Source organism: Veillonella sp. CHU110 (assembly GCF_003992255.1).
Lineage (GTDB): Bacteria > Bacillota > Negativicutes > Veillonellales > Veillonellaceae > F0422.
The window spans coordinates 1-16,342 of sequence record NZ_RQVA01000020.1; the positions used below are offsets into that span (position 1 = coordinate 1).

15 protein-coding genes are annotated in these 16,342 nt (G+C 39.9%); all 15 read right to left on the reverse strand.

The features are described 5' to 3' along the window. Positions 1-204: 204 nt before the first annotated feature. Positions 205-1,833 carry a chaperonin GroEL gene (gene groL, locus EO122_RS07500; protein ID WP_127010041.1) on the reverse strand — a complete coding sequence of 543 codons (1,629 nt, stop codon included), beginning with the start codon at positions 1,831-1,833 and terminating at the stop codon, positions 205-207. A 43-nt stretch (positions 1,834-1,876) separates the two neighbouring features. Then, positions 1,877-2,173: a co-chaperone GroES gene (gene groES, locus EO122_RS07505; RefSeq protein WP_371413199.1), complete on the reverse strand. Its 297-nt coding sequence runs from the start codon at positions 2,171-2,173 to the stop codon at positions 1,877-1,879. 121 nt (positions 2,174-2,294) lie between these two features. Continuing rightward, entirely contained in the window at positions 2,295-2,867 is a 573-nt protein-coding gene (locus EO122_RS07510) for an ANTAR domain-containing response regulator (protein ID WP_127010042.1), read from the reverse strand. After that, entirely contained in the window at positions 2,845-4,305 is a 1,461-nt protein-coding gene (locus EO122_RS07515) for a sensor histidine kinase (RefSeq protein ID WP_164725994.1), read from the reverse strand. Before EO122_RS07515 ends, EO122_RS07510 begins: the two co-directional genes overlap by 23 nt. Beyond that, positions 4,298-5,338 (reverse strand): tRNA (adenosine(37)-N6)-threonylcarbamoyltransferase complex transferase subunit TsaD, encoded by a 1,041-nt coding sequence (gene tsaD / locus EO122_RS07520; protein ID WP_127010044.1) that lies wholly within the window; start codon positions 5,336-5,338, stop codon positions 4,298-4,300. Before tsaD ends, EO122_RS07515 begins: the two co-directional genes overlap by 8 nt. After that, positions 5,335-5,787 carry a ribosomal protein S18-alanine N-acetyltransferase gene (rimI, locus tag EO122_RS07525; RefSeq protein WP_127010045.1) on the reverse strand — a complete coding sequence of 151 codons (453 nt, stop codon included), beginning with the start codon at positions 5,785-5,787 and terminating at the stop codon, positions 5,335-5,337. Before rimI ends, tsaD begins: the two co-directional genes overlap by 4 nt. Beyond that, positions 5,787-6,575 carry a tRNA (adenosine(37)-N6)-threonylcarbamoyltransferase complex dimerization subunit type 1 TsaB gene (tsaB, locus tag EO122_RS07530; protein ID WP_127010046.1) on the reverse strand — a complete coding sequence of 263 codons (789 nt, stop codon included), beginning with the start codon at positions 6,573-6,575 and terminating at the stop codon, positions 5,787-5,789. Before tsaB ends, rimI begins: the two co-directional genes overlap by 1 nt. After that, positions 6,572-7,045 carry a tRNA (adenosine(37)-N6)-threonylcarbamoyltransferase complex ATPase subunit type 1 TsaE gene (gene tsaE, locus EO122_RS07535; protein ID WP_127010047.1) on the reverse strand — a complete coding sequence of 158 codons (474 nt, stop codon included), beginning with the start codon at positions 7,043-7,045 and terminating at the stop codon, positions 6,572-6,574. Before tsaE ends, tsaB begins: the two co-directional genes overlap by 4 nt. Before the next feature lie 101 nt (positions 7,046-7,146). After that, a complete protein-coding gene (thiL, locus tag EO122_RS07540; RefSeq protein ID WP_127010048.1) occupies positions 7,147-9,123 on the reverse strand; it encodes a thiamine-phosphate kinase in 1,977 nt (658 codons plus the stop codon). Between the two features lie 309 nt (positions 9,124-9,432). After that, entirely contained in the window at positions 9,433-10,161 is a 729-nt protein-coding gene (locus EO122_RS07545) for an ABC transporter ATP-binding protein (protein WP_127010049.1), read from the reverse strand. After that, a complete protein-coding gene (locus tag EO122_RS07550) occupies positions 10,162-11,703 on the reverse strand; it encodes a glycine betaine ABC transporter substrate-binding protein (protein ID WP_127010050.1) in 1,542 nt (513 codons plus the stop codon). It lies immediately after the preceding gene. A gap of 113 nt (positions 11,704-11,816) precedes the next feature. Next, entirely contained in the window at positions 11,817-12,371 is a 555-nt protein-coding gene (locus EO122_RS07555) for a GerMN domain-containing protein (protein WP_127010051.1), read from the reverse strand. A gap of 4 nt (positions 12,372-12,375) precedes the next feature. Then, positions 12,376-13,584: an N-acetylmuramoyl-L-alanine amidase gene (locus EO122_RS07560; protein WP_240632680.1), complete on the reverse strand. Its 1,209-nt coding sequence runs from the start codon at positions 13,582-13,584 to the stop codon at positions 12,376-12,378. 127 nt (positions 13,585-13,711) lie between these two features. Next, positions 13,712-14,551, reverse strand: a complete 840-nt coding sequence (locus tag EO122_RS07565) for a ComEC/Rec2 family competence protein (RefSeq protein WP_240632681.1) — start codon at positions 14,549-14,551, stop codon at positions 13,712-13,714. Between the two features lie 186 nt (positions 14,552-14,737). Next, on the reverse strand, positions 14,738-16,336 hold the full coding sequence (locus tag EO122_RS07570; protein WP_127010053.1) for an NAD(P)H-hydrate dehydratase: 1,599 nt from the start codon (positions 16,334-16,336) through the stop codon (positions 14,738-14,740). Between the last annotated feature and the right edge of the window lie 6 nt (positions 16,337-16,342).

Here is a 16,342-nt window from a genome sequence, read left to right on the forward strand (position 1 = left end):
AAGAATAGCACTAGCTATTTAGATAGCTAGTGCTAAGAACTTTTTATATGAGCAGCCCCCACATTTGACAAAGAGCCCATTAATAGTCTCATCTCACTTTATATCACAATGCAAAAAGGACTATGAAAGAATAGTCACCTATTCTTTCATAGTCCCCATAGTATTTACTTAGTCAATACTGCGATCCACGGATGCAATCTGAGATTACATCATACCGCCCATGCCACCCATTGGAGGCATTGGAGGCATCATTGGTGCATTTTCTTCTACTTTATCAGCAACGATAGATTCAGTAGTTAGTACTAATGCTGCGATGGATGCTGCATTTTGCAAGGCAGAGCGTGTTACTTTTGCAGGGTCCACGATACCAGCTTTTACCATGTCTACATATTCTTCTGTTAATGCGTTGAAACCGATACCGCTTTCAGTAGATTTTACACGTTCTACTACTACGGAACCTTCTAAACCTGCATTGTAAGCGATTTGGCGAAGTGGTTCTTCTACAGCACGGCGCACAAGGTTCACACCTGTTAATACGTCACCAGTAGCTTCGATACCGTCTAATGCTGGGATGATGTCGATCAATGTCGTGCCACCACCTGCAACGATACCTTCTTCCACAGCTGCACGAGTCGCATTCAATGCGTCTTCGATGCGAAGTTTTTTATCTTTTAATTCTACTTCAGTTGCTGCACCTACTTCAATGACAGCTACACCGCCAGACAATTTAGCCAAACGTTCTTGCAATTTTTCTTTATCGAATTCAGATGTTGCTTCTTCTGCTTGTGCACGAACTTGTGCTACACGACGAGCAATCACATCTTTGTTACCATTACCATCAACGATGATAGTTTCGTCTTTAGTGATACGAACTTGACGAGCTGTACCTAAGTGTTCTAATTCCACATTGTCCAACTTCAAGCCTACTTCTTCACTGATGACAGTACCACCAGTTAAAATAGCAATATCTTCTAACATAGCTTTACGACGGTCGCCGAAACCAGGAGCTTTTACTGCTACTGCTTTTAATGTACCACGAAGACGGTTCACTACTAATGTAGCCAATGCTTCGCCATCTACATCTTCAGCAATGATCACAAGTTCTTTACCAAGTTTTACAACTTTTTCAAGAGCTGGCAATAAATCAGCAATCACGGAGATTTTGCGGTCAGTGATCAAAATTAATGGTTCGTTTACAACTGCTTCCATTTTATCTGGGTCAGTTACCATGTAAGGAGATAAGTAACCACGGTCGAATTGCATACCTTCTACTACGTTCAATTCAGTTTGTAATGTTTTAGATTCTTCTACAGTGATAACACCGTCGTTGCCCACACGGTCCATCGCTTCAGCAATTAATGCACCGATTTCTTCGTCAGATGCGGATACAGACGCAACTTGAGCGATATCTTGTTTACCATTTACATTAATCGCTTTGGATTGAATCTCAGCTACTAATTTTTTCACCGCTAATTCGATACCTTTTTTAAGGATCATTGGATTAGCACCAGCTGCTACATTGCGCATACCTTCTTGGATCATAGCTTGTGCCAATACAGTAGCCGTAGTTGTACCATCACCTGCTACATCATTAGTTTTTGTAGCGACTTCTTTAACTAATTGTGCACCCATGTTTTCAAATGGATCTGGAAGTTCAATATTGCGAGCGATAGTGACACCATCGTTAGTGATTGTTGGGGCACCAAATTTTTTCTCTAATACTACATTGCGACCTTTAGGTCCTAAAGTTACTTTTACTGCATTTGCTAATTGATCAACGCCACGGCCTAATGCACGGCGTGCTTCTTCGTTAAATAAAATTTCTTTTGCCATTGTCTAGCCTCCTATGCAAGGGATACTCCCTCAATTGCTTAGATTATAATACTGCTAAAATATCTTTTTCACTGATGATTAAATGGTCAAGACCATCGATTTTGAATTCAGTGCCAGCATATTTGGAGAACATAACTGTATCGCCCACTTTAACTTCTGGTGCTACACGTTCGCCATTGTCACATAATTTACCAGGACCCACAGCAATAACCGTTCCTTCAGATGGACGTTCTTTTGTGGAAGATGCTAAAAAGATACCACTTTCCGTTTTTGTTTCTACTTCTAATACACGAATGATGACACGATCGCCTAATGGTTTCATTGTTATACCTCTTCTCATATACACTATAATATCGATGTTAGCACTCAATAAGAGTGAGTGCTAATCACAAGTATTATTATAAATCATTTTTAAATTTTTGCAAGTCTTTTTTGACTTTTTGACCAAATGCCTATATCACTTATTTTTTTGTTTGATAGGCTGCGATGATTTTCTTACATGTTTCTAGTACACTAATCCTCTTATCCATACTGAAAGTCCGGATTTTTTCATACGCTTTCTCTTCTGAAAAACCATGAAGTTCCATCAATATGCCTGTAGCCTTTGACAAATATTTTCGTTCTTCTAAAGAATTTTCTACACCTTTTAATTGATTCCTTAAATCGCACTCTTCTTGAAAGCGAGCCATAGCCATCTGCAAGGCAGGGCCTAAATCTTGTTCTCGTAAAGGTTTTATTAAGTAGCCATACACCCCAGATTGGGATGCCTTTTGGATTAAATCATCTTGGCTATAGGCTGTTAATAGCACCACTGGCGCTAATCGTTTATGACGAATTTGTCGCGCTGCCTCAATGCCATCTAATGTCGGCATTTTCACATCCATGAGCACTATATCTGGCGCAAGGTCTTGGCATAGTTGGATGGCTTCGACTCCATTGGCACCTTCACCTATAACGGTATGGCCTTGGCTTTCTAATATATCTCGCAAGTCCATGCGAATCAGCGACTCATCATCTACTATTAAGACGCGCATACTCTTCTCCTTTGTGAACCCAAATATCTACTACAGTCCCTGTTCCTTGGGATGTCCAAGAAATTTTTCCATTCAGTTCATTCCGCACCAAGTTGTCAATAATTTGTAATCCCAACCTGCATTGTCTGGTACTTTCAAAATCATCTGGCAAACCACAGCCAGTATCTCGGATAGTAATGTGTAGCATATCACGTTGTCCATCGTCTTTTACTTCACGTACATCTACCTGCACGTGACCTTCTGTTTTATCTTTGAAAGCATGTTTAAAAAGATTGGAAAAGAGTTCATTCATCACTAAGGACACATAGCTGGCCTTGTGGGATGACATAATGATGTCTTCCCCTGTATAGTCCATGTCGATGCGCTGATCAGAAGAGCCTAATCCTTGTCGCAACAACCGCCACAATTCTTCGATAATGCTGCGCAATGCCACATAATCTTCATCAAAATTCGATACGATTTCATGGACGAGAGCCATACTTTCAATACGATGAATGCTGTCTTGTAAAGCTTGTTTCACATCATCAGATCCACTGCGACGACTTTGCATGCGAAGTAAGCCTGCCACAGATTGCAAATTATTTTTTACACGATGATGTACTTCTTTGATGACGGAGTTTTTCACCAGGAGTTCCTGATCGCGTTTGCGCAATTCTGTTTTATCTTGTAATACTAAAATGCCACGCTTCCACTTCACTCCAAGAACGACGGGAATCATCACTTGTCGCAATGCAATGTCACCATATAACTCCTCATCAATGGTACCCACTCTATCTTCTAAGGCCTTTTTGATACGACCAACTTTTAAGGTACTACTATAAATAGACGTTCCCTGTAATCGTCGATCGATACCAAAAATATCTCCTAGTTTTTTCGCCGCTCGGTTCGCATACAGTATGGTTCCGTCTTGTTCAAAAAAGAGAATCCCGTCTAGGACGGAAATGCCCTCATACAGTTCTGGTTGCTGTAGTTGTGGTACCAACATACCTTGAAAGGTCGTTTGTGACACGATGGACATAAACTCGTCATAGCGACTAGAATACACTTCCGACACTGGGTTTGTGAAGGCACAGGCACCGATGCATTTGCCCCCATTATCTACGATAGGATACACGTAAGCATGATATGATTCCATTGTGATACCAGTATCAGTCGGTTCCTCCCAGTCCATGAGACCTGTGTAAGGTTTGCCACTACGTAACATCTGCTGGATAGGATGTTCCATAGATACTTCGTATTTCTGCACCATTCCCGTATGATCACTATCGAGAGCTCCACTTAGCAAAAGGTGTCCATCCTTAGCTTGCACTAAGAGGGACACCCCTTGTTCACTGATGGCTTTACCAAAGCTCAATCGTTCGGAGAACTGTAATAGTAAAGCCTGTTGTGTTGGATATAAATCTGTTTCTTTGTTAAGAATGTCTTTCCAACTAGCCATGTTGGTTTCCTTTCCACAAATCGCTGCCCAATGGAATGGACGGTTTTGCATTCAATGTGTAATTGCTGAATTTACCAGCTTGTGCCATATAATAGGCTCTACAACCAATCATAGCTGCATTATCTGTGGCCAACATAGATCCTGCTGTGAGGTATGTCAAGCATTCTGCTTCGCACATGGCTTGTAAATCTCGTTGCAGTCCGCTGTTAGCCGACACGCCACCAGCTAGGGCAATCTTAGTTTCTTTTAAGGTGTGGGCCGCTTCTTTCATCTTCTCTACCAATACGTCTGTAATAGCCTTTTGAAAGGAGGCTGCCACATCTTCATGACAGATAGCTTCCCCTTTTTGTTGTTTTCCATTGATATAGTTAAGCACCGCAGATTTTAAACCACTAAAGCTAAAGTCAAAGTTTCCTTTTTCTAGCAATGGCCGCGGAAAATCAATAGCCTCCGGATTGCCTTCTTTCGCCAACGCATCAATATGTGGTCCTCCTGGATATGGGTACCCCAACACCCGGGCGATTTTATCAAAAGCTTCACCTGCCGCATCATCACGTGTTTGACCTAGTACCTGGAAACTTTCATAATCTGTCATATGGACTATCATAGTATGTCCCCCAGATACAACTAAGCACAAGAATGGCGGTTCTAACTTAGGGTGCAACAGGAAGTTTGCAAAGATATGACCTTCCATATGATGAACGCCTATCAAAGGAATGTCTTTTGCAAAGGATAGGGCCTTTGCCGCTGACACACCTACCAACAGAGCCCCTACTAAACCAGGCCCATAGGTGACACCGATATGATCTATATCGTCTAATGTCAAATTCGCATCTACCAAAGCTTGGTCAATAACTGGCATAATCTGTTCTATATGATGACGGGATGCCACTTCTGGTACGACACCACCAAATTTTCTATGAATGGGCACTTGACTAGAAATCACATTGGAGATGACTGTTCTTCCATCTTGTAACACCGCTGCCGATGTTTCATCACAGCTAGTTTCAATAGCTAATGTGTAGATACTCATGCCAGTTCCTCCATTTCTTTTGTCATAATCAGACCATCTTCTACTGGATCTGAATAAAATTGTTTGCGTACTCCTACTACTGTAAAGCCAAGTCTACGATACATGGCTTGGGCTGCAATATTGGACACACGCACTTCTAAAAAAATATGTTTCATACCTCGTTTACGGAGCATTTGCGTTAACTTACGAGTCATTTTAGCGCCATAACCTGCACGACGATATTCAGGATGAATAGCAATATTTGTAATTTGTCCTTCGTCCAACACTAGCCAAGATCCGGCATAGCCAATGATCTTGCCATCATCTGTTTCTGCCACAAGGTACAGCTTATCTTCTACTTCTAAATCATCTATGAGGGCTTCTTTTGACCATGGTGTTGAGAAGCATGCTATTTCTATTTCGTAGATGCCTTCAATATCACTTCGTAAGGCTTCTCGTAATGTGACCATTATCGTTCACCTGCTGCTTCACGGACTACTACTGTAGGTTCTACGTAGGTACCAGTAGCTAAGATGTCTTTATGTTTCTCATCCCACACCACTTCCGCTTCCGATTTGCGAATATAGAATGGCTCAATAGACTGCGCATCAGGAATCGAACCGTTCATAAATTGTGGCAATGCCACTTGAATGACATGAGATGCCCGTGGACGTTGTTTAGATTCATGTCCTAGTGCGAGTTTCATAGGATCAATACAGCCTTCTTCTACGCCTAGGGCATATTCTTTTTCTAGACGTTTTAGACCATCCCCCACGATTATTACTGGATATGACTCACATAATGCCACTAAGGATGTTAGCAATTCTGGTACTTGGTGAACTTCCACCGAGTCCAGTGCATCCATCGTTGCGCCATTCCATGCATATTGACGAGCATACACTTGCTTTTTCTGTGCATCCACAACGGTACACACACGATAATTAGAGTACATAAACCCTTGTGCCAATACGTCTGTAGTAAGCACTCCTACTACAGGAACATTCCAAGCGTAGCCCAGGGCCTTTGCCGTGCCTAAGCCAATGCGTAATCCCGTAAAGGATCCCGGTCCAATGGTAACGGCAATACCTGTGATATCAGATTTCTTTACTTTCCCCGTTGTCAACACCGTTTCAATGTGTGGCACCAGTTGCTCAGAATGAGTAAGACCTGCTTGCACAATGAGTTCGCTCCGTATTTCTTTGTCATTTCCCACCGCCACACTGGCAATGGCGCTACTCGTTTCAATTCCTAAAATCATAGGTTTTCTCCTATGCATTGCAATGTATCCTCTGAAAGTAAGTCCGTACGAACTGTAAACTGACGAGATCCATCTGCATTTACGTCGATAGTAATCCAAACCGTTGTGTCTGGTAACTCATCTTCAAACTTACTAGCCCATTCCACAACGGACTTTGTTTCCTCTGTATATTCGTAAAAGCCGATGGTTTCCAGTTCTTCTACTAAGTCCATTCGATACAAATCAAAGTGATACAAATAGATTCCATCTACTTCATAGGTATTCATCAAAGCAAAGGTAGGGCTTGTCACTTCTTCTGTAACTCCAAAGCCCTTTGCAATCCCTTGGGAAAAATGTGTTTTCCCTGCCCCTAGTGTGCCATCTAGAGCAATACAAATAGAGCTTTCATAGTCTTTTATAAATCTCCCTAAGCTGCGACCTAGAGCCAACGTTTCCTCTACGGAATGCGTTGTATATTGTATGGTGTTCATAGTATTCCTTTATCATTGAATTTTAATTAGTAAGCTACCTATATCGCATACTCATACCGCATCATGATCACTAGATAAGACTAGGATTTTCTATTCAATACTCAATCATGCGATAAATGATTATATCCCTTAGGCTCCACTTTGACCCACTGTCCATCGCAATCTACCACGACCTGTGTATTGCCTGCTTTAACATATCCAATGATGGTGAAAGTCTCAGCTGGCAACGCCTCTGCTTTATCAGCTGGAATAGTTCCCACTAGCTGAAAGTCTTCGCCCCCTGTCCACATAGGAAAGTACGGGCTCATATGATGACTTTCACAATAGGCCTGTACCTCTGGATGGATTGGCAAAGTACTTTCATCAACATAAATAGTCACCTGCGATGCTTTAGCTATCTCGTTGAGCTCGCTAGACAAGCCGTCGCTGATGTCATTCATAGATGTGGCACCTAAGTCTCTTGCTATTATACCACATTCCACATGAGGAATGGGGCGTTGATGGACGGATTGACTCACCAGATAGTCCTCGTGGCCCTCCAGCAAACTATGGAGACCCACATAAGATAAGCCTAAATAATTTGTGATAAACACAACGTCACCATCTTGAGCACCACTGCGGAGAACACCTTGATTTGTTGGCACATCTCCAAATACTGTAGCTGAAATGACAAAAGGGCCTTCCGTCGATACAGTGTCGCCACCGATGATATTCACATCGTAGTCTGCACATATATGGCGCAATCCATTGTAAACTTCTTCCACATAGGATGTATCTCTTCCCTTGGGCACTGCAATAGACACCACCATATGACGTGGGGTGCCACCCATCGCTGCTATGTCACTGATATTGGCGGCCCCTAAACGATACCCTACGTCAAAAGGAGCCGTCGTACTATCACTAAAGTGAATGCCTTCCACCATCATGTCCGTACTAACCAATTGATCCACATCACGAGGTGTATCATAGACAGCACAATCATCACCAACGCCGACCTTTACGTATGTAGAATTGTGGATACTGTGTTGTGTTAATTTGTCGATAAGAGAAAATTCGTCAAGCCTAGGACTCATATTGTTAGATACATTAGAATTACTCTCTATAGTATAGTGTGTATCCTTAGTTGTATCATTCTGTAGTATCGTATCTCTATCGATAGTATATTCTAGGTGATTTTCTCGTATGTTATAGGCATTACCCTCGTTATCATTGATATTTTTATTACCATTGGCTTTATTAACATGCATACTTCGATTCGATAACACATGGTCTTCGTCTAGCAGTAAATTCCGCAAAAAACGTTCCAAATATTCCGTTGTTCTATACACACCCAGTTTCAAATTTTGATAATTGGCACGTACCAAGGCATTCCTAAAATACCACGCATGGTCGGCAAATATATCATTAGTCACCGTAAAACCTAGGGTTCTAAGATGTTTAATGAAAAATACCGCTGTCGTTCTCGTATTCCCTTCACCGAACACATGAATCTGCCATAATCTGGCAACAAAAGTCGCCAAATGACGAATCGTCTCTGACATATCTATGTTAGCATAGGAAAAGTTTTTTTCTTGCTCTATATCATAGAGTAAAGTCGCCCCTAGTTCAGATATACTACCATAGGTCACCGTATCTCCATCGAGAATCCATTCTTTTTTTGTGATATTGTAATCTCGTATATTGCCCGCATGAGGATAGATGTCTGCAAACAATTGTCTATGAATCGATAAGTACTCGCTAGGTGTAAAACTAAAAGCTTTTTCTAACAGTATCTCCGATATACGAAGTGATACTATATCCGCCTCTGCCATTCTATCATTTTGATTTGGATAGGATTCATAATAACTTTCCAATAATGTATGAACGGCCTGTAAGGACATCTGCCCTTCAATATTCTTCTTTGCTAAGTCTACTAAATACGCAGATGGCGTCAACCCATCGACAGCTTGCAAGCCAATGGCTGTTTTCCAGACTTGGGCTTTTTCATATTGACTGGCTTCACCTTGACGGATATATTCCTCAAAAGGATCCTTGTGCATCGTACCACCTCGTTTCTTATATACAACGTCATTAGCCAATTATCTATTCTCACAGACTAATACAGCAGAACTGTGTATACCTAACTATGAGTATTGTATAACACTTTCACTATACATGTTGTTCTTATTGTACCATACTAGCAACTAAAGATAAGATAAATTTATCTAAAATTCTAAACCAATACTCCCTACATTCATTCGATGCATGCCTATATCCATCACTATCTTTACAATCTTTCTAATAAGACTAGTATATCTTCTATTCCTTAGCATGCTCATCATACTATATAAAACAAAGGGACCCTTATCAGGTCCCTCTATCATTGGATAGTGCTTAACTATATGACACTACCGCGTCATTTCAATCAATTGTTTCACATACTCATTACTAGGATAGTTCTTAACTTCTTCTATAGTTCCGTATTGTTGTATCTTTCCTTCGTGCATGACAAGGATATGAGTCCCTAGCTTAAATGCTTCATGCATGTCATGGGTGATAAACACAATCGTACAATCCGTTTGTTTATGAATCTGTTTCAAATCTTCTTGCAGTTGGTACCTCGTAATGGAGTCCACCGCTCCGAATGGTTCGTCCATGAGCAATATCTTTGGCGAGTTTGCATAGGCTCTAGCAATACCTACTCGTTGTTGTTGTCCACCCGATAGTTCCTTGGGATACTTTCCCTTACTATCCAATGGAAGTCCAACTAATGAAAGCATTCGATTGACAATGCTATCCACTTCTTCTTTCGGTAGACCATCTAGTTTTGGTACATACCCAATATTACCCGCTACCGTCATATGTGGGAATAATCCATCTCCTTGAATGGCATATCCTATCTTTCTCCGCAAAGAGATAATATCCTGATCGATAACTCGTATTCCATTGATGGTAATATCTCCTTCATCGGGTACAATTAATCCATTAATCATTTTTAAGAGCGTTGTTTTACCTGATCCTGAGGTACCTACAATGCAAAGAAAGTCCCCTTCATTGATGGTAAGATTGAAATTTCTCACCACCCATTTGCCTTGATAGGATTTTCCAATATTCTTATACTCTATAATTTGATTCATCTATTTCATCACCAATCCTTTAGATTGCAAAAATTCCTTCGCCACTTGTTTCGGATCTTCCTTATCAATTTCTACTTTTTTATTTAACTGTGCCATGGTACTTTCATCTAAGATACCATCTAAACGATGTAAAACAGCTTCTAGTTCAGGATGTTTCTGTAACGTTTCCTCACGAACGACCATGCCTGCCATATAACTTGGATACAAGTTTCGATCATCCTCTAAGACTACAACCCGTGGATTAGACAGCTGACCATCTGTCGTAAACACAGTCATCGCATCAATTTTCTTATCAAACAAGGCTTGATATTTTAATCCATTGTCCATATCTACCTCTTTTTTGAAGTGATAATTATAGGCGTTAGCTAACGCTTTATAACCATCTTCCCGTTCAAAGAAATCATATTCTGCACCAAATGTTAGCTGTCCAGCATACTTCGCCAAGTCTGTAAATGTTTTAATACCGTATTCCTTCGCTAAATCTGCTCGGATGCCAATGCTATAGGTATCATTAAATCCAAACATGCCTTTCCACAAAAAGTGATACTTATCCTTGTATTCTGCTGTTAACATCGAAAACTTATCATTCTTATACTCGTCCTGATGTTTCAAAACAACTTGCCAAGATGTGCCAGTGTACTCTGGATACATATCAAAATCACCACGAACCATACCCAGATGAATATTAGATGTACCACCGCCTACACCGTGGGTATACTCTACTTTTAGGTTCGTATCTACCTCAATGAGAGTACCCACAATTTCCGCCAAGATGTATCCTTCTGATACGGGTTTTGATGCAATATGTATCGTATCATGTTTGCTATATTGTTGCAGTCCAAAAGCACTCCCCATAACAATCAATAAAACCCCCACTGCATAGCCCATTCTTTTATTGACTACTGTATGGATCCTATGTTGCTCCACTAATTTGCCAATGGCACCTAAAATGCGGTCTATCACTAGTGCTAATAGTGCAATCAAAATCCCACCGATCCAAATCAATACTTCATTATTCGTCGTAATGCCACGATAGATGGCAACACCTAATCCACCTGCACCTACAAAGGATGCAATACCAGCTAATGCAATCGTCATAGTCACCATATTCATAATAGATGAATGAATTACAGGAAATGCTAATGGCAACTGAATCTTCCATAAAATTTGACTATCAGTACTCCCCATAGCCCGACTGGCCTCAATAATCTTTGAGTCAATGGTGGTAATCCCTACATAGGTACCACGAACAATGGGTAAGAGGGCATATATAATAAGTGCAATGATAGCCGTCGTATTCCCCACCCCTGTGAAAGAAATGAGAAACCCTAACAGAGCTATAGACGGTATCGTATAAGCAATATTCACCACAGATATCACCGAATTTGCCATTTTCTCGTTTTGTGATATCCATATTCCAATTGCAAGACCTACAATAGTAGCAATGATAACGGATATAAATGTAATTCCTATATGTTCTATTAATAACTGCACATAAAATGATGAATTGTTTCCTAACTCTTCTACTATTTTTTGTATCATCAAGTCCTCCTTTCCTACAGTATCTTTGCAGGTATAATATCATAGTAAACTAACATGAATTTAGTGTATAAAAATGTTGGAGGCACTTCACTAAGAGGCCCCCAACATACAACTTAATCTTTTACTATTTTGTCTTTCATTTGTTTTAATGGATGCGTTAAGTCAATATCACCATAGGTCGGTAAGGTTACACCTTTTACCTTTACATAAACTTTATGTACACCATCAAATTCCACCGCTGTATTTACAATAGATGCAATACGCAATGTGGCTGTTAAACCAGTAGCATCTTGTAAAAAGTCATCATTCAATACTACGGTCACTGTATCATCATGCTTTGCCGTTTCTACTACTTTTGTTCCTTTAGCAAACACCGGGTACTCCGCACGACCATCTTGTTCAATCATCAAGTTAATAGCATCTTTTACCGTTTTACGATTTGCATCAATTGTCAATGGCTGTGGCATAACACCCTTTCCATCTTGTCGTGGTACATATACCATTATTTTTGTCATTGCTTCTTGTGCATTATTAGTTTGCCCTTGACTCGCTGCTTGTTGCGTTTGTTTTCCCAAGTCCACTTTAACATCCTGGGAATTACACCCAGCTAAAGCGATTATACATATGCTCATCATGGCAATTAAGCTATTACGCAATGATTGTTTCATGACATTAACCTCCAAAATACGCTTCCAAACCGTTTGCTATTTCATTAGCAAACTGTTGACGTGTATTCGCTTCTTTCAGATGTGCTTCCTCAGTAGGATTAGAAATGAACCCTAATTCTACTAAAATAGAAGGCATCAAAGAATGACGTAATACATATAAATTTCCAGGTTGAATACCTCTGTCTCCATTGAATCCACTATGGTTAGCTATTTGTCGTTGCACTGATGAAGCTAATTTTTTTGATTGTTCAGATCCATCAAAATAATACGTAGCTATACCACCTACATTAGGATTCGAAAATGAATTGATATGGACACTGATAAATGCATCTGCTTGGTTCACATTAGCTACATCCACACGAGCTTGCAACTCATCAACACCACTAGCATGAGGTCCATAGACATCCACATCTGTAGTCCGTGTTAACACTACTTTAGCACCTTTTGCTTCTAAAACAGATTTTAAATATTCTGAAATAGGTAATGTAACCTGCTTTTCTTGCAACCCTGTAGGTCCAATAGCACCTGGATCACTACCACCATGACCAGGGTCAAGGACAATAATTTTACCACTAATACCACCAGATGTACGATAGTTAACACTTGTTGGCTTAGCTGGTTGTGGTTGCGCTGGTGCAGAATTCACTATAGGAGGAGCTACCTTTGCCTGTATATTTGATTTCACAGGTTCTGGCTTTGTAGCCGGTTTAGGTGCAGCCTTAGCTGTAGTAGCCTTTTCCTTCGACTCTGAAGCGGGCTTTGCTACTGGTGCAACTACAACTGGTTTTTTACCATAGTAATTTTCTCTAGGAGCCATACCCTTTTGTTGAATATCTACTACCATACGATATGGTTTATTATTGACTGTATCTTTTTTTAATGTAAACACTTTTAAATCTGCTACATCAATAGGTTTTGGTGTTTCAATAGTTACTACCGTATCTGATCCTTTTTGTACTAAACTTGCTGTTTTAGCGATTCCATCATCCATTGTGACAGATGTAGGTGCTCCTGCAATAACAGCATTTTTTAACGTTAATGTAGTAGAAGTTCCGCTGGCACTAATAGAAGCATTCGCATGTACTGGACTAGATAAACTAAATACCATTCTAACAAATGGTATGGGTGCATCATTTCTAGTCACCCAATGAAAATCTGTCACATTAGCAGCACGAGTTCCCCCAAAGACTATTGGTAAGACGAACATTAACATTCCTAGCAAAGTAAATAACTTACGCAAATATATCACTCCAATCTATGTTGCTTTGGATAATTTCCTTTAGACAGTATCTTAATTATACCATACTTTAGGAAATGATTCATGAATATATTGTGAAGGATTATCGTTCTGTGCGAACATCGTAGTCTTTACCATCTGTTCTAATAGTAACAGTTCCCATTGTATCTGTACGATATATCTCTACATTTTCTTTTGAAAGTCGTTCCAAAGCCTTTGCACCAGGATGTCCATAAGAGTTATGTAATCCAGCAGAAATAACGGCTATTTCTGGACGTATTGAGCGAATAAAATCTTTTTCACTAGATCCATTGCTTCCGTGATGCCCCACTTTCAATACTTTACTCGACATTTTTGTATTTTGTTCTTTAATTAATCGCGCTTCTTCTTCTTTCTCAGCATCACCCGTCATAAGCATAGAAAATTTACCAAATGTTAGTTTTCCTACAATAGAGTTATTATTTTGATGCACATGTCCTTTGGAATCTCCCAGAACTTCTCCTTTCCATGGAGCAAACACGTCAAAGTACGCTCCATTACCAAGATCTAATCGATCACCTTTTTGTAACACTTCTCGATGAATTTTTTTAGTTTCTATAATTTTTAAATACGTTCTGTAGGTTCCACTATCGATTTCAATGCCATTATCATAGACATGTTTAATAGGGAATTCCTTAGCAATCGCATAAAAGCCTCCAATATGATCTGCATGGGGATGCGTTAAGATTATATTTTCCAACTCTTTTACACCATATTTTTTTAATAAAGCAACGACTTGTGGGCGGTGTTCTATATCTCCTGTATCAATCATCGTAAATGAATCCCCAACTTGAATTAAGATAGCATCACCTTGCCCTATGTCTAAGACATGAACTTTCATAGTCCCGGATGCTTCTTTTGTTCCTTGCGTGGACTCAACCTTTGTTGAACTGGCATTGGCCATCGATATATCTGAACTACATCCTAATATCGATAGTAAGGTGATGAATAGAGTCCCCAGTATAAGCAGATATTTATATATATTTCGTTTCATCTATAGTCTCTTTCCAACTCAATAACTTATATACTTAAACAAGTATATTTCATCTATAGAACTAGGACAGGTAGAATATTACTACTGTTTCTGATTCTATAAAGGTTTCGGTTCCGAATATCCCCTAATCTCTCGAATCACTTGTCCCATTCTTACTGCTACTTCTGATGGAGTAAATCCAGGACCAACTTCTGCTAACGTCCTATCACCGGCTACACTATGAGCATATACAGCAAGTTTTATGGCTGTATGAACCTCATCAGTTTGATTCAACATAGATCCAATCACACCTGCTAATACATCACCCATACCTCCCGTACCCATATATGGATTACCAGAAGTAGTAAGACTAACTACACCTGTTGGTGCACCTATCAATGTAGGTTGACCTTTTAATACTACATACACGCCATAGGAAGTCGCAAATGTATGAACTATACCAATCGGATCCGCATCTATTTCTTCTATTGATTTACCAGTAAGTATAGAAAACTCTCCTTTATGGGGAGTAAGCACAATAGAATGACCTGTTTTACTTAGAATGGAAGCCTGTTTCTTAAGTAATTCTAAGGCACTAGCTATAGCAATCAATCCATCTGCATCAATGACAATATGAGAATCATGAGTCACTTCAAATCTCTGTAGTAGCTGATTTCTATACATTTCAGTTCTACCACCACCTGGGCCAATTACCACTGAACTATTGGCATCCAAGGTGACGACATTCTCAATAGAATTAATCATCATTTCAGGACGGCTCATTGTTCGTAACGATTCTACTTCATTAGTACCTGATAGTATGGTGACTTTTCCAGCCCCACTCCGTAAGGCTCCTTCAGCACTTAATATAGGAGCACCGTAGATACCAGGAGAGCCACCTACTACATAGACATGGCCATTGATTCCCTTATGAGCAATGGGAGATCTTGGTGTCATATATAAACTATCTTTAGTATTCCAAAAAACATCGATATATGGTTCCTTTTTCATAGCTTTTGACAGTGTATCATAGGCCATAGGAAAACCAATTGTTCCTATTGTCATATGTCCCACATATTCACGACCTGGATACAGCAACATGCCTACCTTAGGTGCTAGCAATGTTACTGTTTCATCTGCTTGAAATGTGTATTCATCTACTTCACCAGTTAATCCATTCACACCACTTGGTATATCAATGGATATACATCTACGATTCGAACTTTCAATTCCCCACCACTTACATTGTTCAAAAATACTTTGAACATGCTCTGGTAATGTTCCATGAAAGCCAGTTCCAAATACGCCATCTACAACGATACCTGTATTAGTTAATACAAATTCAGGTAGCTGTTCTCCTGTATCCATTATTTCTTCTAATAGAATTATTTCAATCCTATCTTCTAATGAACTTATAATCTTCCACTGCTGTTTAAATAGTGTTGATCCATTTTGGGGTTCTCCTAGTATAACAACTATAGGTGGTTCCATAGCAACTTCAGCCAACAGTCTGGCTGCTACAAGAGCATCCCCTCCATTATTGCCTATACCACATAAAAAGACAGCATTTTTGGGCCCTTCTATTTCTCGTATATGTCGTTGTAACACTTCAAATATAGATCGACCTGCTTGTTCCATCAGATGCGATACAGGAAGCCCTAGCTTCTGAATATATTGATCAATGTTTGTCACTTGGCTTGGTGTTAATACTCTCATAGCTAT